Source organism: Mixta sp. Marseille-Q2659 (assembly GCF_940807255.1).
GTDB lineage: Bacteria > Pseudomonadota > Gammaproteobacteria > Enterobacterales > Enterobacteriaceae > Mixta.
In genome coordinates this window covers 1-25,792 of record NZ_CALNWY010000041.1, presented here as the reverse complement: position 1 = coordinate 25,792, position 25,792 = coordinate 1, and the positions used below count along the sequence as shown (strand labels likewise).

The following is a 25,792-nucleotide window of genomic DNA, read 5'->3' as shown; positions in this document are numbered from 1 at the left end:
ACATCTGCCGCTGCCGGAAATCAGCGACTCCAGCGAAATCCACGGCACCGGCAGATGTGGATCGAGCGTGCCGACCACCGCCAGCACCTCATAACGCGCCAACAGCGGCTCGCGCTTCTGGCGATCGGTCAGGCTGTCGTAATCGCAGGCCACCATCTCAATCGCCAGCGTTTCCGGGATGCTTGCCTTCAGCAGCGCGCTCAGGTTATTGGCCGCGCCGAGGCCGGTGGCGCAGGTGGTAATTATCGCGCGCGGCTTATTTTGTTGCGGATAGATCAGCTGATGCTCTACGGGCAGATCGGCGGCCACCTCGCTGACAATCGCCTCCGCCCGATCGCCGCGCAGGATACGCTCGCCGACATAGAGCGCCATGCGCGTCGAAACGTTATTGATAATCGCTACCGACGTGGCGATCCGGCGATGAAAATGCTGGTGGATGGCGTTCAGCGATCCCATATCCACCAAAATAACCAGCCCGGAGGCCAGCGCGTTGCGCTCGATATAGTGCATCACCTCGCTGACAATCGCTTCCGGCGTCACGTCCAGCGGCATATCAAAAGATTCGAACAGATTATTTTTCAGCAGGCGGTTTGCCACGTTAGCGATACTGCTGGCGGTGGCGTAGCCGTGCGCGAGGATCACCGCGCGCGTCACCTGTGTCTGGCTCAGCACGCCGGTTTTCTGCAACCAGAGAATCAACAGCAGCGCGTCGATACGTTGCGGATGGAGATCGAGCTTCAGCGTCACCGCCGCCAGTACCTCATGACAAAAACGACAGAGCAGTGGATAGCGCTGCTCCAGCTGATGCGAAAGCTGGCGGATCAGTTCGGCGTTCAGGCGCGCGGGCGTCTCGCTGGCACGATGCAGCAGATAGTGGCTCAGCGCATAAATGCAGTTACCGTTGAACTGCAGGCTGAAGCGTTTTTCCAGCCGGTAAAACTCTTCCCGTACCTGACTGCTGGTCAGCAGCAGCATGGCGGAATCCTGCTGGTTGCGGCGGTCGAAAATCAGCTGGTCAAACAGGTTTTCAATCTCGTTGCCCATGCGCTTTTCCATCTCTTCCCACGCCAGCAGCCCGCTGCGCCACTGCTCGAACAGCGCCAGCACGCCAAGCTGCGCATCCTGAATCAGCAGACGCACGCCGTCCTGCTGACGCAACAGCCAGGGCAGCGAGGTGCTGCGCTCGATAGTGACCGGCTCTGCCTGCACTTCGCTGATGGCGGGCAGCTGCGCCATTAGCGTTTCCGGCAGATCGTGAATGGTCACCTCAATCATCGGCTGATTCATCTGCCGCGCCCAGGCGGAAGCAACGCTGTATTTCACCGCATTTTTCATTTCGCCGACGTTGCCGCGATAAATATAGCGTTCCAGCGCGCTCATCAGTCGTGGACTGAGTCGCAGACGTCCACCCACTTTCTGCGCCTCATGCCAGAAAAACTGCATTATCAGCGCCTGCTTCTCCTGCTGGCTGCGGTTTTCCAGATCGGGCAGCGTTATCTGAATCGGAATGCGGCGGATAAAGGTGGTCAGAAAGGTGCTGTGAACCTCTTCAGTGGTAGCGAAGATCAGGCGCGTCGCCACCTTTTGGCCCTGCGCGGTTTCGCCCAGGCGAAAAATCTCCCCGCGATCGAGCCAGGTAAACAGCTTTTCCTGCCCTTCCGGGTGCAGACGGTGGACTTCATCCAGGAACAGGATACCGCCGTGCGCCGCCTCAAAGGCGCCCGCCTTATCGCTGACCGCGCCGGTAAAGGCGCCTTTGACATAGCCGAACAGGTTCGCCGTCAGCAGTTCCGGGTTGCTGGCATACTGGGCGCAATTGAAATTAATAAAGGGTGCCTCGGGCGCAATCACCTGTTGCGCGATAGCGTACTCATGCAGCAGCTGCGCCATATAGCTTTTGCCGGTGCCGCTGTCGCCGGTGATCAGCAGCGGCAACCCGCCGTCGGGATAAAACAGCGCGGTTTTGAGTTGCTCAATGGCTTTTTTCAGGCTGCCGTCGTGCCCGATTAACAGGGCGAAATGGTCAGCCTCCGGCGTCGGCTCGCCCTCCTCCGCCATCAGCTCGGCAACGCTGGCGTATTCATTGCGCGACAGCGGAAAAAATTGCTGCTCGAAACTGGCCTTATGCAGAAAGCAGACCGGACGCCCGTTGATTTTTATCAGTTCACCCTGCGCCACCAGCTGATTGAGATAGTGGCTGGCGGTATTGCGCTGCATCGCGAAGCGCTGCGCCAGCCAGGCGGCGGTAAACACCTCGCTAAGGTTCTGCGGATCAAAAAAATCGGTCTGATTAATAAGAAAATTCAGTAATTTATCTTTGCGCATCATGATGTTCCCTGGTTTACCTCACCGGGCTATGATGCCGCGAACACCGATGCGCCTGCGTCAGGGAATGGTGGATTTGTGGGATGTCGCACAGATTGAAAACAGTAAAGAAGCAGGGAACCGCTCACCGCCTTACGCCACTTAACACTGACCCCACAAGCGATAAGGATGACTCCATGATCACATTACCTGGGCCGCTAAGCCCCCCTCAAACCCTGACGCCGCCCGACCTGAGCGGCCTGTCAGAGAAAACTTCCTCACTCAGCAGCGGCGCGTTTTCCCCGTCTGGCGGCATGACCTCGATCGATTTTGGTCAAAGCGGCGGCGCCGGTACCGATCTCAGCGCGCTGTTTGGTCAGAACGGCGGCTCGACACAAGAGGCGTTAAACAATGAAATCGCCCAGACGCTGACCCAGCTGATTAGCGCTCTGCTCAATACGCTGATGCCGCTGCTTCAGCAGCTGACCGGCCAGCAGAACGGGCAGCAGAACAGTCAGTCTGCTTCCGACGGTGGCGGAGGTATGCTGCAGAATCTGGCTGCCGATACAGGCGGCGGCGGTACAACCGCAGGCGGCGCTCAGCCGACTGCCGCCGGACAGACGGCTGGCGGCCAGAGCAGCACGCCAGTTGGTCAAACAGCTACTGGCGGCCAGAGCAGCGCTCCTGCCGGAACAACCGCAACGAACAATAGCCAGAGCGTAGCGGGCACCAGCGGCAGCAGCGGTCTGCATCTGCCGGAGGCGCTGAAGCCGTATGAAGGCGCTATTCAAAATGCGGCGGCGAAAACCGGCGTACCGGGAGAAATACTGGCGGCACAAATCTGGCAGGAATCGCGCGGCAGCCTGGGCGCCACCACGGTTAACGGCGGCAACGGGCTGCAGGACAGCGGGCTGATGCAGGTCAACAGCAATACGTTTGCCGATCTGCAAAGCAAAAATCGCGATCTGTTAGGGCCGAACGCCGATCCAAACAATCCGGCGGATAACATTATGGCGGGCGCGCTCTATATGAAAGAGCAGCTTAACGCCTTTGGAGGCAATATGGGCGCGGCGCTGCGCGCCTACAATTCCGGGCCGCTGAACGTCAACGTGAACAACCTCAACGATATCTCTAAAACCGGCACCGGCGATGCCACCTACGTTGATAAAGTCATGAACTTCTCTTCCATTATCAGCAGCGGCCAGGGCCAGCTGCCCGCCTGATAAAAAAAGTCCCTGCATCGCTGCAGGGACTTTAGCCGCTCTCCGTTGCTCAGGAAAAAGGTGGCGGATCCTTTTTATCCTTGCCGCCGTTTTCCACCGCAATGGAAATGGTATCGGTCGCCGCAGTTACCGCCCAGCCCACCGGCCCACGCGCCGCGCTCATCGCGCCTTCCGCCAGACCTTTCAGGCCGCCGGTAAAGACATCGCCCAGCGTCCGCGCCTCACCGATATTGTTAAATACCGGCGCCAGTACCGACTTCAGAATCGGAATATTGGACAGCACGCGCCCAATTTCGCCCATTCCCCACTGGAAGTTGTCTTTATTGGTGCCGTCCTTACGCACATGCGTATCTTTGGTCTGCGGCAGGTTGCCGTCCGCTGGCAGCGCGCTGAGTCCCTGTTCCGCAATATCCTTCAGCACGCCAGCTTCCGTACCGTGACGGGCGTCGCCGGATTTGGTGATCCCTTCAATCTTGCCGTTGGTGCTGACCTCGCCGCGCGGATCGCCGTCACGATCGTTGAGTCCTTTCACGCTGTTAAGCACGCAGGCCATATTGTAGGCCGCATCCGCCCGGCTTTTCGGATCCGGGTTATCGGCAGTCCAGTCGCCAAAGCGCTCTTTCAACTGATCGCGCTTAATATCCTTTTGATTGCCCAGATTCTTCAGCACCGGGTTTTCATCCAGAATCTGCTCGGCGCTGCGGTTATCGCCCGGCGGACGGCCCGTCAGGTTCTTTTCGGTCGGCCTGACGCTGGTGTCATGCTCACTGCTGCGCACCTGTCCCGCGCCTGCGCCGCCAGCCTGCGGCGTAGTCAGCAGTGAAGCATCCGGCAGCGGCTGACCGGCCTCGCCGCTCTGTGCGGTCTGCCCCGCCTGCTGGCTGCCTGCCGACTGGAACAGGTTTTGCAGCAGCGATTGCAGCCCGATAAACATCAGCAGGCCCTGCAGCATACCGCCGCTCTGCTGTCCGCTGCCCGCCTGCAATGCGTCGCCGGATGCCTCGCCGAGCAGCGGCGCATTCGCCGCCGCGCCGCCGTAATTAAGCACGCCGCCGCTGCTTTTCAGCAGGCCAGGCTGTGCGCCTGCGTTAAGTTCCGCCCCGCCGGGCTGCGGCGTCGGAAGATCGGGTAACAGGGGGACAGCGCCCCCTCCATTAACGTTTAATGCCATTATTTCACGCCCCCGTTACTGGAGCCGCCGCCCAGCAGCGACATCAGCGCGTTCAGGCCGGTCATCTGCAGCGCCGAATTCAGCAGGTTACTCAGCATGTTGCCGCCGCCAGATTGCGCATTCGCCTGGCCGTCGCCGCCGGACTGCGCGCCTGCACTGTTACCGCCACCCTGCTGCATACCGGTCAGCTGCTGCATCATCTGCATCATCTGCTGCATCATTTGCTGGAGCTGCTGGATCATGCCATTTACGCCGCCCTGATTAGCCTGCGTCGGCTGGCTGCCGCCTGACGGGGTACCCGCCTGCTGCAGCGGGTTCTGCTCGCTGTTGCCGCCTTTCAGCAGCTGTTGCAGGCCAAGCAGCATGACCAGTTGCTGTAGCAGTTGGCTGATGCCGCCGCCTTTGCCAGCAGACGAGAGCAGCCCGCCGCTCTGGTTGCCCTGTTGAGCGCCGGGAAGATTGCCGCCGGTAGCACCTGCGCCGCCCGTCAGGCCTGCGCCGCCTGTCACGCCCGTTCCCAGCAAATTCAGCGCGCCCGAACCGGCATTCAAACCGAAATCAAGCAGGTTGCCGCCGAGTTTTCCGCCTTTCCCGTTTTTACCATCAACGCTCTGGCCGTTGCTGGTGCCGTTGGTGCTGTTGACGTTGGTATCGTTACGTGGCCCATTCGGCCCGATGTCCTGACGTCCTTTGCCGGTCATATCCGGTGGTGGCATCGTAGTTTTGCCTGCGCCGCCGCCGATTCCGCCTAATTTAAATCCCATACATCCTCCGGTTAAACGTTACGTTTATGAATGAATTGAGCTTCCCAGGCCGACCTGTGCTTACAGCTTCATGACATTTGTAACGGCATGACAGGCTCTGGTTCGCTTTGTAAGTGGCGGAGCAGCGAAAGGAGTTCCATCGACAACAGAAAGAGATGTGGCCTGGCCCACAGACATAAAAATTTCATCTGGCGGCCTTGATGGGCAAGGAATCGCCGCAAGCGGCACGGTAAAAGGGATGCGCGGGCGGGCTGTCAGGAAATCCCTACAGTGCGGTTGGAAATCCTTACGAACTTATCAGCGCAGACTGATAGCTGCGGTCGATCGTTATGACGGAAAGTAAGGAAACCGAATGCTTTTGTAATTTTTTATGAACCGTATGCCATAAAAAAAATTTCACATTTTGCGTTACGCCAGCGGCGTATAAACCCACGCGCAGCAAAACTTTATGTCGAGTCACTGGAGACATTATGGTCAGAGCAATTACTACCAGCACGCGCTGTCCGGCGCACGAGAGTCGGCGCACCGGCCATGCTGAGCAACCCTCTTTGGCTTCACCCGTAACAACGATGTGCGCTTTCCCGACCACCGATATTCACGCTCACCTGCATAAGCTGGTGGATACCATTGCCCCACTCCATGTGGATGTGCTGCTGGAGGGCGAAACCGGCACCGGCAAAGATACGCTGGCGCGCCGCATTTATGACAGCTCCGGCTGTCGTGGCCCGCTGGTGCCGGTAAACTGCGGCGCCATCCCGGAAACGCTGGCGGAAAGCGAGCTGTTCGGCGTGGTTTCCGGCGCATACACCGGCGCCAGCCATTCGCGCCCCGGCTACATTGAGGCCGCCAATAACGGCATTCTGTTTCTGGATGAGATCGACAGCATGCCGTTAACGGTGCAGGCCAAGCTGCTGCGCATGCTGGAGTCGCGTGCCATCGAGCGCCTCGGCAGCACCCGCTGCATTCCGCTCAAGCTGCGGGTCATTGCGGCGGCGCAAACGCCGCTGGAGCAACTGGTGGACGAAGGACGTTTCCGGCGCGATCTCTATTTCCGACTGAATACCATTACGCTGGCGACGCCCACGGTGCGTTCGCGACCAGAGCTGATTATTCCGCTGTTCCGCCAGTTCACCCAGGAGGCCGCACAGCGTCTGAACCAGCCGCTGCCGCCGCGCCTGCCCGGACTGGACGAGGCGCTGCTGCTGCACAGCTGGCCGGGCAATATTCGCGAGCTGAAAGCGGCGGCGGAACGCTTTGTGCTGGGGCTGCCGCCGCTCTGCCAGCAGGCGGTGCCGCCGACCGAATCGGTGATGCTGAAAGAGCGGCTGCGCCGTATCGAACGCAGCCTGATCCATGAATGTCTGCATCGCCACGGCAACCGCATTGATGATGTCGTACATGAGCTGGGCATTCCCCGCCGCACCCTCTATCACCGTCTGAAACAGCTGAAACTCAGCGCCTGACCCGTCGCCCGCCGTTATCACACGACGGGCTTTTTCTTTGTGCGAAAAAAATTCTGCATTTTTATGGAACCCGCCCGGCGCGCTCGCCACTTAATGATCGAAACCATCGCAGTACAACCTTCAACATTAAAGAGGAAATAACCATGGGCGTAACTTCAGGTTTAACAGGCATGATCACCGGCGGCGCCAGCTCCCTGACCCAGCTTTCAAGCGCAATGGGCGGGGCGGACTTTATGATGGAAATGCAGGGCGTACAGAGAGAGATGCAGAAAAACCAGGTGGAAAAGGCCAAGCTGGATGCAGAGAACCAGCATATCAACGCCATCGCGGACAGCGCGGCCCAGGCCGGTTCAGCCGCTGCCCAGGTGAAGATCTCCTACTAAGCATCAAGGGCGGGGAGGAGAACGCCACGCTCCTCCCTCTCTTTCCTTTGACAGAAGAGCCGAACCGATGAAAGTCAATAACACCTCACCTTCTCTGACCACTTCAGTCACGCTGGAACCGGACGAGGCGTCTCCGACGGTAAACGAGGCCGATGCGCAATGGTTCAGCGCGGCGATGAATGCGCCTGAAGGCTCCACGTCCACAGGCAGCACGCCCAATATTATCAGCAGCCTGACGGATGCCATCAGCCGCAACCAGCAGACGCAGCAGAGCGCGTTTCGCGATCTGCAAGTCGCATCACGTTCCACCAACTCGCTCGATTTTAGCGCCGCTAACGCCGCGCTGTCGGACTATTACGTGCAGAGCCTGATGAACGCCAAAATCATCTCTAAAGGCGTGCAAAGCCTGGATAAATTAACCAACTTACAGTAAACGCTATGCGACCTTGTCTGGTAAAAGCCCTGCTGGTCGGCCTTCTTGCCCTGCTGCTGAGCGGCTGCGGCGACGATACCGTCCTGAACAGCAACCTGGCCGAAAACGACGCCAACGATATTGTTGCCGAACTGAATCGCTACCATATCGCCGCCAGCAAGCGCGTGGATAAGGCGGGCGTTTCAGTGCTGGTCGCGCCGGAAAATATCGAGCGTTCGGTCAATATCCTCGAAGCCGCCGGACTGCCGCGCAAAGCGCGCACCAACCTGGGCGAGGTCTTTCAGAAAAGCGGCGTGATCTCCAGCCCGATGGAGGAGCGGGCGCGCTATATCTATGCGCTGTCTCAGGAGGTGGAATCAACGCTGGCGCAGATCGACGGCGTGGTGGTGGCGCGTGTACACGTAGTGCTGCCGGAACGTATTGCGCCCGGCGAGCCGGTGCAGCCTGCCTCGGCATCCGTCTTTATCAAATATCACGACTCGCTCGATCCCGACAGCATTGAGCCGCGCATTCGCCGCCTGGTCGCCACCAGCATTCCTGGCCTGGTCGGACGCGACGATCGCGATTTAGCCATCGTTTTTGTGCCCGCGAAAATCTATGAGGATCGGGTCGAAACGGTAAAAATGGGGCCGTTTACCCTCTCTCCCGGCCAGTTTTCACTGATAAAAACCGTACTGAGCGTGGCCGGAATTTTGCTGTTGTTGATTATCGGCGTAGTGATGCTGCGCTCTGGTAAAAAAGGAACACGTACGGCGGTCGCCAACCCAGGGAAACCGTCATGACAGAATGGCTGATGTGGTGGCACAGCGGCTACTGGCGCACGGCTCATGAAAGCTGGCGCCAGGATCGCTGGTTTGCGCTGCCAGAAAGAGAACAGCTCAGGCTGGCGCGACTGCGCGGCGCGGCGATAGGCCAGCAGTGGGGCGTCGCAAGCGATCCGCTGCCCTCGCCGCCGCCGCTGTTGTTAGCGCTGCTGGCGCTTTCTGAAGCGCAAAAAACGCGCCTGCTGGCGTTAACCGCCGCGATCTGCGGCGCGGAAAGCGACCTGCCCGGCGAAGAAAAAATCTGGTGTCGGCGTCTGGCGAAAGGATTGCGCCCGGAAAGCTGGCTGCCGGAAAACGTGCAGCAAAGCCCGGCGGCGCTGCCGCTGTTGCAGGCGCTGTGGCCCGACTGCTGGAGCCGGTTACGTATGGCGTTTGCGCGCGAGTCCGCGCTCGCCTGTCCGCCGCAGCCGCTTGCGCTACCGGCACGGCGGCTACAGCCGCTGCTGGAGGCCGCGCTGTGGCGCTGTCAGCCGCAGGAGAATGATGATGTGGCAGCTTAGGCCGTTAACCTGCTTTACGCCGCCGGAGCCGCAGCAGGCGCTGCTGAGCCGGGAAGCGCTGATGCAGCAGCAACAGGCGCAGGCGATCGTGCTGGCGGCGGAAGCGCAGGCGCAACAGCTACTGGAGGCGGCGCAGCATCAGGCGCAACAGATCCTGCAACAGGCAGAGGCGGAAGCCGCCGAGCGGCTTGAAGAGGAGCAGGCGCACTTCTGGCAGCAGGCGCAAACGCTGTTTGACGACTGGCAACGGGCGCGTGAAGCCCAACAGCAGCAGATCGTGCAGACGGCCAGCCAACTGCTTAGCCAGGCGCTGACGCACTGCCTGGCCGAAGTGCCGCCTGCCGCACGGCTGGAGGCGCTGCTGACGCAATTATTACACCGGGCCACGCCGGACAGCGAGGCGACGCTCTGTTGTTCCCCGGCCCGGCAGCCGACGCTGGCCGCCTGGCTGAGCGCACGCCCCGCTTTGCGCTGGCAACTCGCGCCCGACGATCGCCTGGAAACGGACGCGCTGCGGCTGATCGCTCAACAAGGCGAGCTGCATATCAGCTGGCACTCGCTCTGCCAGGCGCTGGGCGGCGGATAATTTTTTATCCCCGACGGAACCCAACGGCAATAGTCGCCACTCAAGGGAGAATGTTAACCCCAGAGGAGTCGCGTCATGCCTTCCGAAGATTTGCTGCAACGCCGCTTATCCAGCCAGTCCAGCCGTACCCACAACGAGACCTACCAGTTCGCCAAAGAGATGTCAGGACAACCGTTCAGTCTCAGCGATATGTACGCCTTCCAAAACCAGCTGCTGGATATGTCCAACGCCAGCTGGGCCAGCTCGCAATATACCCAGTTTAAGTTCGGCATCCGTAAAGCGATTATCGATGCCATTAACTGATCTGCGTTAACGGACGGCAGCTGCGGCTGCCGCTACGGGCTTTCGTGAACAGATGTCAGAAGAAAGGAGTAAGGTGTGATCGCCCTGCCCGCTATTAAACGGCTGCTGCGCTGGACAGCCGCCCTGCTATTGCTATGCGCTGGCGCGCTGCATGCCAGCACCCCGGAAGCCTGGAAAAACGGCGCCTACGCCTATTCCGCCGACAATACGCCGCTCAGCATTATCCTTGAAGACTTCACTAACAGCTTTGGCGTGGATATTAATCTTGGCACCTTGCCCGACAGCAATGTGACCGGCCGTCTGCGCGCCGTCAGCCCGGAAGCCTTTCTTAACCGGCTGGCGCTGGAGTATCGCTTTCAGTGGTTTGTTTACAACAACACGCTCTACGTCAGCCCGCTGGCGGCGCAGACTTCGCGTCGGCTGGAGATCTCGCCCGACGCCGCGCCCGATATTAAACAGGCGCTGAAAGGCGTCGGCCTGCTGGAGCCGCGCTTCGGCTGGGGCGAGCTGCCTGATGAAGGCGTGGTGCTGGTTACCGGCCCGCCGGAGTATGTCAATCTGATCGCCGATTTCGCGAAAAAGTCCGACACGCCGAAAGAGGATAAAGAGCCGAAAGAGATGATGACCTTTCCGCTGAAATACGCCTCGGTGGCCGATCGTAATATTCGCTATCGCGACCAGACGCTGCTGGTGCCGGGCGTGGCGACCATGCTTAACGAGCTGCTGGGACAGAGCAGCGGCGACAGCGCCAAAGGGATGAGCGGTGGCCAGGGCGGTGAAGAAGGCATGGAACAGATGCGCATGGAATCGCAGGGCATTCTGAACCAGCTAATAGGGCGCGGCACCCATCAGGATCACGACACCTCCGGCGGCACCACGAGCGCGATGGCCGGACGCGTTTCCGCCGACGTGCGCAATAACGCCCTGCTGGTGCGCGACGATCCGAAATATCGCAGTGCCTATCAGTCGCTGATCGCGACGATCGACGTCCCGCAAAAACTGATCGAGATTGACGCGCTGATCGTGGACATCGATCGCAACGAGCTGGCGCGTCTCTCCAGCAGCTGGGCGGGACAGTTCGGCAATGTCAGCGGCGGCTCGACGCTGCTTTCCGGCCCCAGCACGCTGTTCGTCACCGATTTTCGCCGCTTCTTCGCCGATATTCAGGCGCTGGAAGGGGAAGGCACCGCGTCGATTATCGCCAATCCCTCCATCATGACGCTGGAGAACCAGCCTGCGGTGATCGACTTCAGCGATACCGCCTTTATTCGCGCGGTCGGCGAACGGGTTGCCGATATTCAGGCGGTGACCGCTGGCACCAGCCTGCGCGTGACGCCGCGCGCTATCGGCAATGTCAAATCGTCGGTGCAGCTGATTGTGGACGTTGAGGACGGCAAACTGGATAAAAACGATGACGGCGAGGCGGAAGGCACCAGCAACGGCGTGATCAGCACCCAGGCGCTGGTACAGGAGCGGCGCTCGTTGGTTATGGGCGGTTTTCATACCAAGCAGAGCGGCGATCGCGAGCGGCGCATTCCGATCCTCGGCAGCATTCCGCTGATCGGCAAGCTGTTTACCTCAACGCAACATGAAACCTCCCAGCGTGAACGGCTGTTTATTATCACCCCGCATCTGGTGGGCGATCAGGTCGATCCGTCGCGCTATATCGCAGAAGAAAACCGCTCGCAGCTTAACGATGCGATGAGCGACGTTAACCGCCGCCATAAATACACCGATATGAAAAGCCTGGTGGAAACGGCATTGCGCGATTTAGCGGAAAACCGCGTGCCGACCGGCTTTTCGACCGGCGGCAGCGGCCAGACGCTGAGCGCGCTGTGCAGCCTGCCGGGCGGGTTGTTTAACGACTACCGGCGTCATCAGTGGTATCACAGCAACTCGGTTCAAATCACCGTCGGCGTCGTGACCAATAACAGCAACGTGACGCAGCGCTTTGACGAGGCGAGCTGCCGCAGCGATCGCACGTTGGCGGTGGCGGTCTGGCCGCGTTCGCAGCTGCGCCCCGGCGAATCGGCGGAGGTTTACGTCGCCTTTGAACCCGGCGCCGTCGCCCGTCCGAGCCGCGTCTCGCTGCTCTCCTCCACCGCTACCGGCAGCCGCCTGACACGCTAAGGATGCTTATGCTACGCAAACTCATTTTTACCGCCCTGTTTAGCCTGCTGCTGAGCGCCTGCGCGCCGAAAGCGCCGCCCGGCTGTCAGGATATGGGCTGCCGCCCTCAGTCCGACCTGCAACACCTGACCATCTGGTGGCAACCGGAGCTGCGCAACGGCTCTTACGATTACACGCAGGTGCAGGTTCATCCCTGAGAACAAAACGAGGAGTATTTATGGTTTTTCCTCCGGTTATTGCAGGCGCCAGCGCCGTGGCGCGAGCCGCCAGTCAAATTAGCGCTCGCAGCGCGCAATCTAGCGTTACTCAGGGCGCGGCGCGCGCCACACAGCGCAGCAGCAGCAACTTGTTGCTGGGCAGCGCCCGCGCACCCGCATCGGTACATCAGCAGCCAGGCGCCACTTCTTCGCTGCGGCGACAGCATTCACAGCCGGAAACGCGCCGCGCCGCGCAGAATGCGGAAAACGGCACGGCGCGGCGGCGTCACTCTACTGGCGAACACGAGGCGACTCCCGTCGATAGCTGGCCATTGAGCAAACCACCGGCACGCCGTCATTCAATGGATAGCGCGCCAGGCGGCAGCGAGCGGCCCGCCGCGCCAGCCCGCCGCAACTCGCTCTCTGACGCGTCGCCATCCAGCCGCAGACCGCCACAGCAGAACCATCTTTCGCCGGACTCGGTGTCCGAATGGAGCAGCAATATGCTGCAGCTGATCGACCAGATAGCCGATCGTCAGGCCAACACGCTTAGCGACGATGAGAAAACGAAGCTGGCGACCAAACAGGCGCAGCGCCAGCGCCTGGAGCGTACTTCTGCTGAAGGCCAGACGCCAGCGCCAGCCGCTGCGGCACCTGACGAACAGTTAAACCGTCTCGCGCTGAACGGCGGTCGCCTTCATATTGAGGCGGCAGAGACGCTCAAGCCGTTACTGGATCAAACCCTGGGGAAAGCCGATCAGCGCTATCGCTGGCATGCCAGCGGCGGTGAGCATCATCATGTTCTGCTCGATCACCGCGGACGGCTGCTTAACGTGCAGGATTCACCGTTGGCCTTTACCGCCGTGGCCCACAGCCAGCCAACGCCGCCTGGCCATCAGCCGCGGCTGGATACCGTCAGTCAGCGTATCGCCCTGCATCACAACGGAACGCAGCAGCATCGTCCGCTGCCCGATCGGGCGGTTCATTCGTTGCTGACCGGCATTTACCGCCACCAGCCCGCTGACGGCGCGCCAGACGAACATCTGCGGCTGCATGAAAATCGTCTGCATCGTTTTGACACCGCGAGCCAGCGCTGGGAACCAATGCACGGTGTGGATGAGAAAACGTTCGATAAGCTCAGCCGCCAGGGCAACAACCAGCTCTACGCCATTCAGGGAGATAAGCGGTTGCACAACCTGAGCCAGCAGCAAAAAAGCCTGGTGTTCGATGACAAAATCGCCGCCTTTAGCGCTGGTTCGCAGGGCGAGCTGGCGGTGGTATTGAAAGATAAAGAGAGCCACGGTCAGCAGCTGCGGCTGATGAATAATATCAACGCTGGCGACTGGCAAAGCCCGACGCTGGCAATGAAGCAGAGCGTAAACGGCCAGTCGCATGATTTTCAGCTCAGCGCCATCGCTTTGCATCACAACCAGATCCTTGCCGTCGATCCCAACGGCAAGCTGTTCAGCGCCGCCCGTCCCGATGCCAGCGTCCGCGAGGTTAACTTCAACGAAGATCCGCGCAACCAGGCGATCCGCACCGCCTTTGGCGACGGCGCGCAAATTACCGCGTTGCATAACAACGGTCAGGGTCAGCTCCACGCGGTGGTGAAAGATCGGCTGGATAACGAACACAGCTGTCAGCTGGATGCGCATGGCGTCACGCCCGGCTGGAACCTCAGCGAAAGCCTGATAATGGATTATCAGAAAGGGCTGCGCCGCAGCGAGCCGCTGCCGCACGCCGTGGTCGATGCCGGTCGGCTCGGCAAGGTGGCGCTGATGGATGGCAAAGTGCATTTTTACGATGCGGTTTCCCGCCGCTGGGAACCGACCAGTGAAAAAGCCGATCGTTTAATTCGCGGCAATGACGGCCTGCCGTTAAAGGTGGAAGGCGGCGAGGTGAAGCCGCTGAAAATCAATCAGGCGGGCAATAAAACCCTGCACCACAACAACCTGTTTCATATGACGCAGGTGAAAAACAGCGTTAAGGCGGATCTGGCGCTGCACGGGCTGGGCAAAGAGAGCAAAACGCAGACCGTCGCCTCGCTGGGCAACGGTCGGCTGCTGGCGCTGGATGAGAGCGGCGAAATGCGTTTGCATCAGATCTCCTCCGGCCTGCGGCGCGATCGCCAGCCGCCACAGCGCATCACCAAAACCGGCCTGCCCGCCACTCAGGGCTTAACCGGCGAGGCGGCAAAGCAGGCGCAGCTGAAAGATATGGCGGTTAATGAATATAACAAGCTGTTCGGTCTGACCGGCGGCGGTCAGCTGTTTATGCTGGATAGCAAGGAATGGCAGGGCAGCAACGGCGATGGCTGGCAGCCAGTTAGCGCGCTGCCGCCGGGCCTCAGCACGCCTGCCAGCCTGCATACCGATGGCAAAGGTCAGCTGATGGTCGCGGACGAAGCGGGCAACGCCGCCCGGCTGGAAGCAGGCAGCTGGCAGCCGGTAGATCGCCAGCAGGCGCTGCAGAACGATGAAAACAATAGCTCCGCCACCACCTTTGGCCGGCTGGGCGATGCGGGCAAGTCAGGGCGTATTCCCGGCACCAACGTCACCTATAAACGCGAGATCGACCTGTTCGGCAGCAGCGGTAACGACACCTCGCGAGTAAACAGCCCGTTTAAAAAACGTATGCAGGCGTTTGTACTGCGCACTTCCGGCGGCGGCTGGCCGCGTCCGCTAAAAAACCTGGGCAATGAAGTTAAGCATCGCCTGAACGGACGCGAAGGACTCAGCCCGCTTTATCAGGCGCAAAACAGTATCGCGCAGGCGATCACCGCCCGACACAATACGATTATCCAGCCCCATCAAGCGCTGGAGCAGCGCCTGACCCAGATGAACATTAAAAACAGCGATCCAACGCTGCATCAGGCGATTACCGACTTTGCCGAAGATCTGGGCCGCAGCCTGATGCTGCAAAGCCAGGCGGTCGGCCAACACTACGGCGTGCTGGATGATAAAAATCAACTGAACACCAATCCGAAGACGTTAAAGAACACCCATCACGGTCACCTGAATGCAGCCAGCCACCGCGATCCCAAAATGGTCGGCACGCTGCACCAGCTGATTCATAACAACCCTTCCGCCCATACCGCGCCAGCGCTGCGCATCATTAACGGCATGCGCGCCAGTCGCTTAACCCTCGATCATCTCAAACATGATACTCATAAGCCGACGCGCGACAGCCATGATGAGCTGGGGCTGGTGAAATCGCGCCTGTTTCTTGACGCCATGACCCAGCAGCATTTGCACAGCGCGCTGGATGTTTATCAGCACACGCTGGCGACCGGCGGCGATCCGGCGGCGGCGCGCGCGGCGCTGCAAACGGCTATCCACGACCTGCGCGACCGGCGCTGGAACGATAATCCGGTGAAGAAGCTGACCGATCAGGGCTTCGCCAACACCCAGCAGGTTGAGGCGAACTATGATGCGATCAAGAAGATGACTAACGCCTTCGCCAAAGAACACCACGGCCTTAATCTGACCTCGCGCACGGTATTTAACGCGCAGAGCCAGCCGCAGCTGGTAGAGAGCCTGGCGAATGAGCTGAAATCGCTGAGTAACGGCGAGAGCCTGACCTTTAACAGTAATTACGGCGCCTTTGCCTCCAGCGTGGTGCTGCCGGGCGCTCAGACGATCAGCGTGATTGGCGGACGAGCCAACGCCGATCGCGGCTACAGCCTGGCCTTTGCCCGTGGCGAAGAGGGGCTGACCGTTACCGTTGGACGCAACGGCGCAGGCGGCATTACGCCTTTTACCGCCGTTGGCCGAAACATGCTGACGGGCCACGTTAATCCTGACGATGTGAATTTCGGTAAAAATGGCGAGCATCGCGCATCGCCGGTTGTCCGGCTGGGCGCAGCGGCCTCGCTGAATATTCAGCGCCAGGCGCAAAATAACGTCAGCTTCAGCCTTGCCGACAACGAAATCGGCGATTTCCTTAACCGCCTGGCCAGCAACCAGATCGATCCGCTGGAACTGCTGGATAAAGGCAATGAGCATAAGGTGAAAAACGGCACCACCTGGACCGCCAGTCTGGATACCAGCGCTGCCGCGCAGGCCAGCATCGGTCTGCCGATGACCAATAAGAATGAGAAAGACAGGATTGCCTCGACGCGCTTTGGCGGTGGCCTCGCAGCGAACCTTAACATTGCCGCCGCCTCACGCGAGCGCAACACCAACGGCAACCCCAGCACCAGCAAACAGACCAGCAGCACCAACCGCGTGCGCTTTTTTAACCAGGGCGCGGCGGAAGCCCGCTTTATGTCGCCGAGCGGCATGGTGAACCGTACCGATCAGGCGCGTCAGCCGATTATGGCGACCACCGGCGCGGGTGTGCGTTACAGCTTTGATAATCGCACTAAGCAGTCATTAAGCCTGGAGCTGACCCAGCCGCATCGGCTGGCCGCCACGCATCTGGATAAGGTGACGGAGAGCCTGACCAAAGCCTTTACCGACCGGGCGACGGCACAGCTGATGGATTCGCTCAAAGATCCCGCCGCCGACAGCGGAACCCCGGTAAAAACCAATGATGAAAAACTCGATGCGCTACTGAACCATTTTGGTCAGCACGAGGCGCAGGGCAAGGTCACGAATAATGCGCAATATGCCGCGATGCGTGAGCTGGTGAAGCTACGCCAGCAGCGGGAAGCGCTCAATCATCACGTTCCGCTGCCGGGCGGCGCGGAGACGCAGTCGAGCTATAACAATCTGGCAAAAATCGACAGCAACGGCCTGCTGCACTGGATCGGCGATATGCTGAACCATGAAACCGAATCTAACCATGAGCTTAGCAATGCCAACCGCATTCACGCCATGATGCAGCGGGATGCGCATCTGAGCGGGCTGATCAAGCAGATGAAGCTTTCTCCCGATACCCAGGCGGTGGTAACGCTGGAGCCGAAAGATCAGGTTAAAGAGCAGCTTAACGCGGACTGGATTGCCGGTCGTATCAGCCGCGACGAGCTGGAGTCACGCCTGAAAACGCGCAGCAATATGCGCATCAAATCGATCGCCTTTACCGAGAGCAAGAGCAAAAGCGACGGCGTGACTACGCCACAATTTCTGCTGGGCGGCGGCAGCAATGTTTCCATCGCCAAAAGCCGCAATCTCGGCAAGATCAGTTTCAGCTACGGACGCGATCAGCAGAGCCCGCAATCTTACACGCTGGAAGGCGAGCTGGCTCGCCGCAGCACAGAACAGCTGGCGACGCCGTTACAGGCCGCACAGCAGGATGGTCGGGTACTTAAAAGTTAACAGGAGCCGTTAATGGACAGTCTTTATTTGCAACGCCTGCTTGAGCAGTATGGCCGTACGCTGAACACCGAATTGACGCTGGATAATGGCGTTTGCGTCCTGCTTGATCAGCAGCAGGAGCTGGCGGTGCTTGAACTGCCGCCGGGTGACAACCTGCTGCTGCATTGCCAGATCCTGCCTTCACAGGAGATACGCGACGATGCGGCGCTGTGGCGCGCGCTGCTGGCGATGAATTTTGAGATGGAGGCCATGCGCGGCTGCTGGCTGGCGCTCGATACGCAGCTAACGCTGCGGCTGTGCTGTCAGCATCCGCTGGCGCAGATGGACGCGCCGCGTTTCACCGCGCTGGTGAATAATTTTATCGATCACGGGCAGCAGGTACGGGAGTTTATGCCAACGCTGCTGGCAAGGCTGGCTGAGACGGCAGCAGCTTAAAGGTAACAAACGCATTAGGCATCACGCAGGCTGGCGTGTCGGCGATAGAGCAACGCACCAAACCCAACGCGCCACGCTGGAAAAACTGGCAAAACTGTATGACTGTCGTCCCACACAGCTCTACCTTGATTAATCAGAAAGCCCGGCTCTGATGGCCAGGCTTACGCCAATAAACGCCGCTATATCTTCTATCGTTGCTTCGGGCGCCTGCCGGAACAGCGCTTTCCGTCAGGACCGCCATCCTTTTACCAGCGACCGCTTAGCGCTTATAAGTCTGCCCCTGAATCGCCAGCTCGCGTTTTACCCGGCTGGCGCAGAATATCGCCAGCAGCGAAATAACCACGGTGGCCGCCAGATACCAGGCCACCGGCACCCAGTTCCCGTCATATTTCGCCAGCAAACCGGTAGCGATAAGCGGTGCAGTGCCGCCCGCCAGCGCAGCGCCCAGCTGGTAGCCGAGCGTGATACCGGTATAACGCACATTGGCGCTAAAGATTTCAGAACAGAGCGTACCGAGTACAGCGGTTACCGGCGCCCAGAGAATGCCAAAGGCGATCACCGTTGCCAACACAATTCCCCAGGTCGTTCCGGTGTTGAGCAGCATAAACCAGGGCACGATAAACAGACCGAGAACAAAAACGCTGATCGCATACATACGCTGACGACCAATTTTATCGGAAAGCAGCCCCATCAGCGGGATCATGATGGTGGCCACCAGCGCGCCAAGCGTCACGGCCTCCAGCGCTTGCGATTTTTGATAATGGAGGGTAGCGGTGGCGTAACTGACCACAAAGGTTGAGAAAATATAGAAAGGTGCGGTTTCAACCACTTTCAGACCGGCGGCAATCAGCACTTCGCGCCAGTGATGTTTCAGGGTATCGCGTAAGGGCGCCTTCGCCACCTGGCCTGCCTGTTTCATTTTTTTAAAGTCTGGCGTTTCGTCAATATCTTTACGGATCCACAGCCCCAGCAGCACCAAAACGGAACTTAACAGAAAGGGAATGCGCCAGCCCCAGGAGAGGAAATCTTCCTCGCTGAACAATGTCATCAGCGAGACGATAAAGGTTGCCATCAGCATCCCAATGGTCACGCCCGCTTGCGGAATGCTACCGAAAAAGCCTTTGCGTTTCTCTGGCGCGTATTCATAAGCCAGCAGCAGCGCCCCACCCCATTCGCCGCCAATGCCTATTCCCTGAATAATGCGCATCAAAATCAATAGCACAGGCGCCCAAATGCCGATGGTTTCGTATGTGGGCAACAGACCGATCATCACCGTAGCGCCGCCCATAAGGGAAAGCGTTAGCACCAGCGTTTTCTTGCGGCCAATACGATCGCCGATATGAGCAAAAATCACACCACCGATCGGGCGAATAAAAAACGTCAGGGAAAAGGAGAGATAGGCCAGAATAAGGCCGATCACCGGATCGACCATGGGAAAAAAGAGCTTGTTAAAGACCAGTGCTGCCGCCGTGCCATACAGAAAATAGTCAAACCACTCGATCGAACTTCCCGTCAGGCTGGCAATTAATACCTTTCTGTTTTTTCGTAGAACCGTGGTGCTGCTTTCATGTTGCGTTATGACCGTTAACCCCGCTGCATGGATGATGGAGCAGGTGTCACCTGGCGCGCTTCAGGTGCAACCTGATGGAAAAAAGGTTGTTGATTTGTTAGGCAACTTAAGGGCTCTTGTTACAATTGACAAGCTGACGCATCGTTAAACTGGTCAGATCACGATGAAATAAGCAGCGATTAATACTCTGTAAAAGGGTTTATCTGGCGGGGTATTTTATCGATTCAGGCAGGTGAAGAAGAATATACAGGTGCAACCCGTTCAATTTTGAAAGTTTCTGATTATTTCAAATTAATAACAAAAATGCTTTTTAAAGGCGGCAGAAAGGTATGTCTTATCTGAACCTTTACCGCTGCGCTTTATCGTTTCGTATGGCTTTTCTCAGGGCAAGCTGATTTTTTCCGCTGCGCATTATTCCTCCTCCAGCTCGATCACCTCATCCAGATAGTGATCTTCCAGCTCGCGTAACAAACGATAGACCTGCGCCACCGCTTTTAAGGTTTCACGCGGGATCCACTCACCTTCCGCCGTGGTGCGATAGAGCGTGCGCGCCAGCCAGATATAGCGAATGACCGGAATCTTCGCGCGCTGCGCCTGCTCGATTAAATGGTGCGCATCATCGTCACTGGCCTTAAACAGCAGGCGCGGCAGTGGCGTCTCACCGGGGCGATAGTAAAGCCCGACGGCAAAGTGGGTGGGATTGACCAGCAGCACGTCCGCTTCCTCCACTGCCACCTGGCGCGGCGCTTTCGGCGCTTCATTGAGAATTTCATGCGCCACCTGGCGGCGGTGCCCTTTCATATGCGGATCGCCTTCGCTCTGCTTAAATTCATTGCGAATATCTTCGTGGCTCATACGCTGCTGCTTCAGATAAAAATATTTTTGTATGCCAAAGTCGAGCGCGCTCATCGCCAGCAGCGCCAGCAACACCTGGCGCGCCGCCTTGATAAACAGCATCAGTACGCCGTGCCAGAAGGTGTTGAGATCGGTTTGTGCCAGGCGCGCCAGGTTACCGATTTCCGGCTCCAGCGCCAGCCACAGCACTACGCCAATCGCCAGCGCCTTAACCAGGCTGGTCAGCAGCTGGGTGAACTGGCGCGCCGAGAACATATTTTTAAAGTGGTTCACCGGGTTCAGGCTATCGAGCTTCGGCATCATCGCTTCTACCGCAAACAGCGGGCCGAACTGCAGCCAGCCGCCGACAATGCGCAGCACAATTGCAATCGCCCCGATAATGGCGGAAAAGAGCGCCAGCACCAGCAGCGAATCGGTGGCCACCTCTTCCATCGCATGACCAAAAGGCTGCCCGATACGCGTCAGCGGCAGCATAATCATCGCTTCCATCCGCTGCATGCCGCTATCCACCAGCGCAAAAATCGCCTCCAGAATGCCAATCGAGATCAGCAGCTTGGGAATATCCTGGCTCTGGCTGACCTGCCCTTTTTTACGTGACTCCTGCAGCTTTTGCGGAGTTGCGTCTTCGGTTTTTTCACTCATGGCCCGCGCCTTTAACATCGAACAGATGAGGGAAAACAGGCGTCAGGTCGCGCAGCTCAAACAGGCGCTCGCCCGCCAGATGATTCAATAGCGGCAGATACAGCACAAAAAACAGCAGTCCCAGCAAACATTTCAGCGGGATCGCCAGCACCGTGGCCTGGATTTGCGGGCTGTAAATGCTAATGATGCCGACGGCAAAATCGAGCAGCAGCAGCAGTCCAACCAGCGGCCCGGCGTACAGCACCATGGTAACAAAGGTCTCCTTCAGCAGCCCCAGCCAGACCTGCCAGCCCTGTTCGCTCAGCGACGGCAGCCAGACCAGCGGCGGCCAGATGCGGTAGCTGTCCCAGATGAGCTGTGTTATCGCGCCCAGCCCTGGCCCAACGATCAGCAGCAGAATAATGGTCTGTTTCATCAGGTAGCCCAGCGGCGTAGCGTCCGGCCCCAGCTGCGGGTTAATCTGTCCGCCCATCAGCGCGCCGCGCTGGTTATCGAACAGCGCGCCTACCGATTCATACATCCAGAACGGTAACCCCAGAATCAGGCCAATCAGCGTGCCGAGGATCAGCTCTTTAAGCGCGATGGCCGCGATGGCCGGCAGCGACAGCGCCGCGCTGAGCATATCCTGGTAAATGACCGGCGCGATAAACAGCGCCAGCGCCACCACGATAGCGGTACGCAACGTGCCTTTAATCACGGAAAACGAGAAGATCGGCGTCAGCAGCAGACAGGGAAAAATGCGCGTCATGCCCAGCAATAGCGCCAGCAGCGCGTTAAACAGCTGATCCAGCGCGTCGCTCCACAGCATTAACTGCCTACCCGCGACATCATGGCGAACGCATTCTGCGTCAGCTGGATCAGCTCGACGCCTACCCAGCGTCCGGTCATCGCCAGCGTAATACCCACCGCCACCAGCTTCAGGCAAAACGGCAGCGTCTGATCCTGCAGCTGCATCGCCGCCTGCACCAGCGAAATCACCATTCCCACCAGCACCGCCACAATCAGCGGCGGCGCGGAAAGCAGCACCACTAACAGCATGGCCTGGCGGAAAAACGTCAGTATCTCCATCGCCGCCTCACAGATAGCTGTAGAACAGGCCGTCCAGCAGACGCGTCCAGCCGCTGACCAGCACAAACAGCAGGATTTTTAGCGGCAGCGAGACCGTCATCGGTGAAACCATTTGCATCCCCAGCGCCAGCAGCACGTTGGAGACAATCAGATCGACCACCAGAAAGGGAATAAAAATCAGAAAGCCGATTTTGAAGCCGTTTTGCAGCTCCGACAGCACAAAGGCGGGAATAATCAGCAGCGGACTTTGCGGCGTAATGCTTTGCGCCATCTCTTTCGGCCACATGCGCGCGCCGTTCTCCTGAAGATGCACCAGAATGTCGGGATCGGTATTGTGCGACATAAATTTTCTCAGCGGCTCGGCGCCGTTGCCGAAGGTATATTCCAGCCGTTCCATGCTGCTGAAATCGAGCGGCATCGCCTTGATGCGCTGGCTCGATTCATTAAATACCGGCGCCATAACAAACAGCGTGGCGGCCAGCGCGATGCCGTACAGCGCCATATTGGGCGGCACCTGCTGCACGCCCATCGCATTGCGCGTCAGCATCAGCACCATGGAAATTTTCAGAAAGCAGGTACAGATGATCATCAGCATCGGCACCAGCGACAGCGCGCCGAGGAACAACGCCAGCATCATCGGGTTAAGCGACTGCATCTCCATGCGCGCTTACCTGTCGTGGCCCAGAGGATTGATGCTGCCCGGCAGCATATGGGTGATCTGCAGTCCCAGCCGCCCTTCCACATCCACCAGCTCGCCTTTCGCCAGCGGAAAATCGCCGTGACAGAGCAGCGCTTCGCCCGGCTGCACGTTATCGACCATCACCGTAGAACCGGCACTCAGGCGCTGTAGCTCCCCCAGCGTTAAACGCAGCTGGCCGCAGCGCACCGTTAACGCCAGCGGCAGGCCATCGAGCGCAGGCGCTGATTCGCTCTGTTGGCGCTCATCGGGCGGCGGCGCGGAGGCCATATCATCGTTATCGTAGGGAAATGTCACAGGCGCGATCTCCAGATCAAAAAGAGTAAAAAAAGCCCGGTCCGCCTCGCCGGTCAGTTCTCCGGTCAGGCGCATGCCGGCCAGCTGCAACGTGCCTTCTCCACGCGGAGAAAAGGCGCCGCGCGTTGGCAGCAGCACATCCTCCGGCCGCAGCTGACGCAGCTGCGCGGCGCTCAGCGTCAACGCACCGAGGCTCAGCGGAAAGCACAATGGCAGACCGGACGGCAGCGCCGCCGCCGCAGGCCGCCATCCTGGCTTATCCAGCAGGGCGTTCAGCGTGGCGATCGATGCCGTCAACGTGCTTTGTAAGTGGAGTTCGCCAGCCATCAGTTCCAGCCGCAGGGCAAACGACGCGTGATTTAGCGTATTTACCGGCGTCAGCTCACCAAACAGCCGCTGTAATTCCTCGCTCATGCCCTGATAAAACAGTGGCCAGTACCAGGGCGTCACCTCCGTCTCGACGTGCGGCAGCGCCGGACAATCAGAAAGCAGGCCCAGCACGCCTTCTGCATCGCTGAGCTGCACAATGCCGCTGTCGCAGCGCAGCGCCAACGTGCGCTCGTCTGCCGCAGAGGAAAATCCCGTGACCCTTATTGCGGGCTGGTCGCCTGTGGTGGACGCCGGGTCAGGTGAATTTGCTTGCGGCTGGCTGCCCGCCGGCAGCAGAAACAGCGCCAGCTGGCACGTCTCACCCGCCAGTCTGTAGTCAAAGCGTTGTCCGGCGCCGATACGCTGGCGCAGCCGGGCGTCGTCCGTTTTCAGACGCGGCAGAGCAAGCGTCATGCGGCCCCCCGTTGCTCAAAGCGCAGGCGCACCCGGCTGGCCAGCCGACGCCGCAACGCCTGCCGACAGCGCTCCTGATGCGCTTCCAGCGCGCCCAGCGCCGCCGGAGAAAAACGCAGCGCAATATCCCAGCCGCCAGCAGGCAGATGTTGCAGGCGCGCATCCACCGCGCCGAGACGCGGCAGCAGCAGCGTCATCGCCACCGGCCCGTCGGGCTGGCGATCGGCGATGCGCCCAGCTCCGCTTCCAGCGGCTGCCACAGCGCCAGCGGCGCACCGCCCGACATGGGGGAATGGGCCGCTGGCGCATGATGCGTGCGCGGCTGCAGCTCCGCTACGCCGGGATGCAGCGCGGGCGGCGTCGGCACCATATCCAACAGAGTGCTGAACAGCATAGCGTCGGGCGTGGCGGTCTGAGGCTCATCAGCGCGCTTTGCGCCGCTGCTCTGGCTGTTACCCTGGCTGCGTTCACTGCGCGTTCGCTCTGCGGCGCGCGACGCGGGCTTCGCCTGGGGCATTGGTTCCGGCTGCGGCTGCGGTTTCGTTCGCACAGCAGGCGCGGGCGTTGTACGACGGTCTGGCGTCTCCCGCTCCTGCGGACGGCGCTCCGGCTCCGGTCGCGGCTTCGCCGTCACGGCGCGCTCGGCAAAAGGATTCATGGTTTCACCTCATTTTCCTGCATCAGCATCTCCAGCTTTTCCAGTTCGCGCTGACGCCGCTGGGTTTCCGTCTGCGCCGCCGCCAGCCGTTCGCCTTGCGTAACGCACCGGCATTCATACTCCCGCACCTGCTGCTGTTGCTGCTGCAGCGCACCGGCAGCCTGCGCCTCCCGTTGCAGGCCGCGCTGCAGCTGGGACAACGTCTGATGCCCCAGATGCGCGGCATCGAAGCCGTCGCGCAGGGTTTGATAGTCACTCTGCCGTTCTGTGAGCTGCCCGGCGGCGGCCCGTTCTTCTTCCCGCAACCGCTTCAGCTGCAGCTCATGCTGCCGCTGCTGGCGTTCGCTGCGGCGCAGGCGCTGACGGCGGATCGGCAACAGCAACGCAAAGGCGTCGCGCAGACCGGCACCGGGATCGTCCGGCGGCAATTCTTCGACAGGATTAGTTCTCTGGCGCATGTTGGCTCACCTCTGCAAGATGATGTAGCGTCGCCTCCCAGGCGCTTGGCTCGCGCGTCGCCTGACGCAGGTAACCGTTAATTACCGGTTGCGCCTCGACCGCCGCGTCGGTCATCGCATCGTGGCCGGGCTGATATTCGCCAAGGCGGATCAGCATTTCGACCTGCTGCCACGCCGCCATCATGCGACGCAGCTGCGTGGCGTCGCGCATCTGTTCGCGGGTGACGACGTTGCTCATGGTGCGGCTGAGGCTGGTCAGCACATCGATAGCGGGATAGTGACCGCGCTCCGCCAGGCGGCGCGACAGGACGATATGGCCGTCGATCAGCGATCGCACCTCATCGGCCACCGGATCGTTCATCGAGTCGGCTTCAATCAGCACCGAATAGAGCGCGGTAATCGCTCCTTTTTCGGTCTGTCCGGCGCGCTCCAGCAGCCCCGGAAGCAGGGTATACACCGAGGGCGGCAGGCCGCCGCGTCCGGGCGGTTCGCCCAGCGCCAGGCCGATTTCACGCTGGGCGCGGGCGAAGCGGGTCAGGGAATCGAGGATCAGCAGCACGCTTTTGCCCTGTTCGCGAAAGGCTTCGGCGATGGCGGTGGCGGTAAAAGCGGCGCGGGCGCGCTCCATGCTGCTGCGATCGGAGGTGGAACAGATCAAGACCGTGCGGCTGCGCAACTCCTCGTCCAGTTCATGATCGAGAAACTCACGCAGTTCGCGCCCGCGTTCGCCGATTAGCCCAAACACAATCGCATCGCAGGGCGCGTTACGCGCCAGCTCCGCCAGCAGCGT

General features: G+C 59.8%; 24 protein-coding genes and 1 pseudogene. 12 read left to right on the top strand and 13 right to left on the bottom strand.

Features of this window, described 5'->3' with window-relative positions; genetic code table 11:
* The coding region (locus P3C52_RS19270; RefSeq protein WP_275556496.1) for a sigma-54-dependent transcriptional regulator at positions 1 to 2,325 on the bottom strand (2,325 nt) is incomplete at its 3' end.
* A 176-nt stretch (positions 2,326 to 2,501) separates the two neighbouring features.
* On the opposite strand from P3C52_RS19270, the gene P3C52_RS19265 reads away from it, so the two are divergent.
* Positions 2,502 to 3,527, top strand: coding sequence for a transglycosylase SLT domain-containing protein (locus P3C52_RS19265; protein WP_275556493.1), 1,026 nt, complete (start codon positions 2,502 to 2,504; stop codon positions 3,525 to 3,527).
* A gap of 49 nt (positions 3,528 to 3,576) precedes the next feature.
* Here the strand turns inward: P3C52_RS19265 and P3C52_RS19260 are convergent, their stop codons facing one another.
* Together P3C52_RS19260 and P3C52_RS19255 are read right to left on the bottom strand one after the other, a co-directional pair.
* Positions 3,577 to 4,698 carry a hypothetical protein gene (locus P3C52_RS19260; protein ID WP_275556492.1) on the bottom strand — a complete coding sequence of 374 codons (1,122 nt, stop codon included), beginning with the start codon at positions 4,696 to 4,698 and terminating at the stop codon, positions 3,577 to 3,579.
* Entirely contained in the window at positions 4,698 to 5,462 is a 765-nt protein-coding gene (locus P3C52_RS19255) for a hypothetical protein (RefSeq protein WP_275556491.1), read from the bottom strand. The genes P3C52_RS19260 and P3C52_RS19255 overlap by 1 nt, the downstream gene beginning before the upstream one ends.
* 569 nt (positions 5,463 to 6,031) lie before the next feature.
* Here P3C52_RS19255 and P3C52_RS19250 point away from each other — a divergent pair.
* The 11 genes from P3C52_RS19250 (at position 6,032) to P3C52_RS19200 (ending at position 17,974) form a co-directional block, all read left to right on the top strand.
* A complete protein-coding gene (locus P3C52_RS19250) occupies positions 6,032 to 6,925 on the top strand; it encodes a sigma 54-interacting transcriptional regulator (protein WP_275556495.1) in 894 nt (297 codons plus the stop codon).
* Between the two features lie 143 nt (positions 6,926 to 7,068).
* Complete coding sequence (locus P3C52_RS19245) at positions 7,069 to 7,308, top strand: hypothetical protein (protein ID WP_275556490.1); 240 nt, start codon at positions 7,069 to 7,071, stop codon at positions 7,306 to 7,308.
* A 67-nt stretch (positions 7,309 to 7,375) separates the two neighbouring features.
* Positions 7,376 to 7,741 carry an EscI/YscI/HrpB family type III secretion system inner rod protein gene (locus P3C52_RS19240; protein ID WP_275556489.1) on the top strand — a complete coding sequence of 122 codons (366 nt, stop codon included), beginning with the start codon at positions 7,376 to 7,378 and terminating at the stop codon, positions 7,739 to 7,741.
* A gap of 5 nt (positions 7,742 to 7,746) precedes the next feature.
* Positions 7,747 to 8,523: a type III secretion inner membrane ring lipoprotein SctJ gene (sctJ, locus tag P3C52_RS19235; RefSeq protein ID WP_275556488.1), complete on the top strand. Its 777-nt coding sequence runs from the start codon at positions 7,747 to 7,749 to the stop codon at positions 8,521 to 8,523.
* Positions 8,520 to 9,065, top strand: a complete 546-nt coding sequence (locus P3C52_RS19230; RefSeq protein WP_275556487.1) for a serine kinase — start codon at positions 8,520 to 8,522, stop codon at positions 9,063 to 9,065. Before sctJ ends, P3C52_RS19230 begins: the two co-directional genes overlap by 4 nt.
* Positions 9,049 to 9,651: a type III secretion system stator protein SctL gene (gene sctL, locus P3C52_RS19225; protein ID WP_275556486.1), complete on the top strand. Its 603-nt coding sequence runs from the start codon at positions 9,049 to 9,051 to the stop codon at positions 9,649 to 9,651. Before P3C52_RS19230 ends, sctL begins: the two co-directional genes overlap by 17 nt.
* 75 nt (positions 9,652 to 9,726) lie before the next feature.
* The gene (locus P3C52_RS19220) at positions 9,727 to 9,954 is read left to right on the top strand and encodes an HrpF protein (protein WP_038628603.1); all 228 of its coding nucleotides are present in this window, start codon (positions 9,727 to 9,729) and stop codon (positions 9,952 to 9,954) included.
* A gap of 75 nt (positions 9,955 to 10,029) precedes the next feature.
* Positions 10,030 to 12,084 carry a type III secretion system outer membrane ring subunit SctC gene (gene sctC, locus P3C52_RS19215; RefSeq protein ID WP_275556485.1) on the top strand — a complete coding sequence of 685 codons (2,055 nt, stop codon included), beginning with the start codon at positions 10,030 to 10,032 and terminating at the stop codon, positions 12,082 to 12,084.
* Positions 12,085 to 12,092: 8 nt separating this feature from the next.
* Positions 12,093 to 12,281 (top strand): HrpT family type III secretion system protein, encoded by a 189-nt coding sequence (gene hrpT / locus P3C52_RS19210; protein ID WP_275556484.1) that lies wholly within the window; start codon positions 12,093 to 12,095, stop codon positions 12,279 to 12,281.
* A gap of 20 nt (positions 12,282 to 12,301) precedes the next feature.
* Positions 12,302 to 17,539, top strand: a complete 5,238-nt coding sequence (locus P3C52_RS19205) for an AvrE-family type 3 secretion system effector (RefSeq protein WP_275556483.1) — start codon at positions 12,302 to 12,304, stop codon at positions 17,537 to 17,539.
* 12 nt (positions 17,540 to 17,551) lie between these two features.
* Positions 17,552 to 17,974, top strand: a complete 423-nt coding sequence (locus tag P3C52_RS19200; RefSeq protein ID WP_275556482.1) for a type III secretion system chaperone — start codon at positions 17,552 to 17,554, stop codon at positions 17,972 to 17,974.
* A gap of 259 nt (positions 17,975 to 18,233) precedes the next feature.
* Here the strand turns inward: P3C52_RS19200 and P3C52_RS19195 are convergent, their stop codons facing one another.
* The 10 genes and pseudogenes from P3C52_RS19195 to P3C52_RS19150 all read right to left on the bottom strand — a co-directional run.
* Positions 18,234 to 19,553 (bottom strand): MFS transporter, encoded by a 1,320-nt coding sequence (locus tag P3C52_RS19195; protein WP_275556494.1) that lies wholly within the window; start codon positions 19,551 to 19,553, stop codon positions 18,234 to 18,236.
* Between the two features lie 402 nt (positions 19,554 to 19,955).
* A complete protein-coding gene (gene sctU / locus P3C52_RS19190; protein WP_275556481.1) occupies positions 19,956 to 21,041 on the bottom strand; it encodes a type III secretion system export apparatus subunit SctU in 1,086 nt (361 codons plus the stop codon).
* Complete coding sequence (gene sctT / locus P3C52_RS19185) at positions 21,034 to 21,849, bottom strand: type III secretion system export apparatus subunit SctT (protein ID WP_275556480.1); 816 nt, start codon at positions 21,847 to 21,849, stop codon at positions 21,034 to 21,036. Before sctT ends, sctU begins: the two co-directional genes overlap by 8 nt.
* Complete coding sequence (gene sctS, locus P3C52_RS19180) at positions 21,849 to 22,109, bottom strand: type III secretion system export apparatus subunit SctS (RefSeq protein WP_249893271.1); 261 nt, start codon at positions 22,107 to 22,109, stop codon at positions 21,849 to 21,851. The genes sctT and sctS overlap by 1 nt, the downstream gene beginning before the upstream one ends.
* Positions 22,110 to 22,116: 7 nt before the next feature.
* Positions 22,117 to 22,770, bottom strand: coding sequence for a type III secretion system export apparatus subunit SctR (gene sctR / locus P3C52_RS19175; RefSeq protein ID WP_275556479.1), 654 nt, complete (start codon positions 22,768 to 22,770; stop codon positions 22,117 to 22,119).
* Positions 22,771 to 22,776: 6 nt separating this feature from the next.
* On the bottom strand, positions 22,777 to 23,886 hold the full coding sequence (locus P3C52_RS19170) for a FliM/FliN family flagellar motor switch protein (RefSeq protein WP_275556478.1): 1,110 nt from the start codon (positions 23,884 to 23,886) through the stop codon (positions 22,777 to 22,779).
* Entirely contained in the window at positions 23,883 to 24,083 is a 201-nt protein-coding gene (locus P3C52_RS19165) for a type III secretion system HrpP C-terminal domain-containing protein (protein ID WP_275556477.1), read from the bottom strand. The genes P3C52_RS19170 and P3C52_RS19165 overlap by 4 nt, the downstream gene beginning before the upstream one ends.
* Positions 24,080 to 24,544: a hypothetical protein gene (locus tag P3C52_RS19160; RefSeq protein WP_275556476.1), complete on the bottom strand. Its 465-nt coding sequence runs from the start codon at positions 24,542 to 24,544 to the stop codon at positions 24,080 to 24,082. The genes P3C52_RS19165 and P3C52_RS19160 overlap by 4 nt, the downstream gene beginning before the upstream one ends.
* A complete protein-coding gene (locus tag P3C52_RS19155; RefSeq protein ID WP_275556475.1) occupies positions 24,541 to 25,002 on the bottom strand; it encodes a hypothetical protein in 462 nt (153 codons plus the stop codon). The genes P3C52_RS19160 and P3C52_RS19155 overlap by 4 nt, the downstream gene beginning before the upstream one ends.
* Positions 24,986 to 25,792, bottom strand: a pseudogene (locus P3C52_RS19150) (EscN/YscN/HrcN family type III secretion system ATPase); the annotation flags it as partial. The pseudogene P3C52_RS19150 and the gene P3C52_RS19155, both read right to left, overlap by 17 nt.

What these genes read in the sequence shown, in the direction of transcription:
- P3C52_RS19265 (WP_275556493.1), top strand. Translation starts at nt 2,502, where the DNA reads ATGATCACATTACCTGGGCCGCTAAGCCCCCCTCAAACCCTGACGCCG.
- P3C52_RS19260 (WP_275556492.1), bottom strand. Translation starts at nt 4,698, where the DNA reads ATGGCATTAAACGTTAATGGAGGGGGCGCTGTCCCCCTGTTACCCGAT.
- P3C52_RS19255 (WP_275556491.1), bottom strand. Translation starts at nt 5,462, where the DNA reads ATGGGATTTAAATTAGGCGGAATCGGCGGCGGCGCAGGCAAAACTACG.
- P3C52_RS19250 (WP_275556495.1), top strand. Translation starts at nt 6,032, where the DNA reads ATGTGCGCTTTCCCGACCACCGATATTCACGCTCACCTGCATAAGCTG.
- P3C52_RS19245 (WP_275556490.1), top strand. Translation starts at nt 7,069, where the DNA reads ATGGGCGTAACTTCAGGTTTAACAGGCATGATCACCGGCGGCGCCAGC.
- P3C52_RS19240 (WP_275556489.1), top strand. Translation starts at nt 7,376, where the DNA reads ATGAAAGTCAATAACACCTCACCTTCTCTGACCACTTCAGTCACGCTG.
- sctJ (WP_275556488.1), top strand. Translation starts at nt 7,747, where the DNA reads ATGCGACCTTGTCTGGTAAAAGCCCTGCTGGTCGGCCTTCTTGCCCTG.
- P3C52_RS19230 (WP_275556487.1), top strand. Translation starts at nt 8,520, where the DNA reads ATGACAGAATGGCTGATGTGGTGGCACAGCGGCTACTGGCGCACGGCT.
- sctL (WP_275556486.1), top strand. Translation starts at nt 9,049, where the DNA reads ATGATGTGGCAGCTTAGGCCGTTAACCTGCTTTACGCCGCCGGAGCCG.
- P3C52_RS19220 (WP_038628603.1), top strand. Translation starts at nt 9,727, where the DNA reads ATGCCTTCCGAAGATTTGCTGCAACGCCGCTTATCCAGCCAGTCCAGC.
- hrpT (WP_275556484.1), top strand. Translation starts at nt 12,093, where the DNA reads ATGCTACGCAAACTCATTTTTACCGCCCTGTTTAGCCTGCTGCTGAGC.
- P3C52_RS19205 (WP_275556483.1), top strand. Translation starts at nt 12,302, where the DNA reads ATGGTTTTTCCTCCGGTTATTGCAGGCGCCAGCGCCGTGGCGCGAGCC.
- P3C52_RS19200 (WP_275556482.1), top strand. Translation starts at nt 17,552, where the DNA reads ATGGACAGTCTTTATTTGCAACGCCTGCTTGAGCAGTATGGCCGTACG.
- sctU (WP_275556481.1), bottom strand. Translation starts at nt 21,041, where the DNA reads ATGAGTGAAAAAACCGAAGACGCAACTCCGCAAAAGCTGCAGGAGTCA.
- sctT (WP_275556480.1), bottom strand. Translation starts at nt 21,849, where the DNA reads ATGCTGTGGAGCGACGCGCTGGATCAGCTGTTTAACGCGCTGCTGGCG.
- sctS (WP_249893271.1), bottom strand. Translation starts at nt 22,109, where the DNA reads ATGGAGATACTGACGTTTTTCCGCCAGGCCATGCTGTTAGTGGTGCTG.
- sctR (WP_275556479.1), bottom strand. Translation starts at nt 22,770, where the DNA reads ATGGAGATGCAGTCGCTTAACCCGATGATGCTGGCGTTGTTCCTCGGC.
- P3C52_RS19170 (WP_275556478.1), bottom strand. Translation starts at nt 23,886, where the DNA reads ATGACGCTTGCTCTGCCGCGTCTGAAAACGGACGACGCCCGGCTGCGC.
- P3C52_RS19165 (WP_275556477.1), bottom strand. Translation starts at nt 24,083, where the DNA reads ATGACGCTGCTGCTGCCGCGTCTCGGCGCGGTGGATGCGCGCCTGCAA.
- P3C52_RS19160 (WP_275556476.1), bottom strand. Translation starts at nt 24,544, where the DNA reads ATGAATCCTTTTGCCGAGCGCGCCGTGACGGCGAAGCCGCGACCGGAG.
- P3C52_RS19155 (WP_275556475.1), bottom strand. Translation starts at nt 25,002, where the DNA reads ATGCGCCAGAGAACTAATCCTGTCGAAGAATTGCCGCCGGACGATCCC.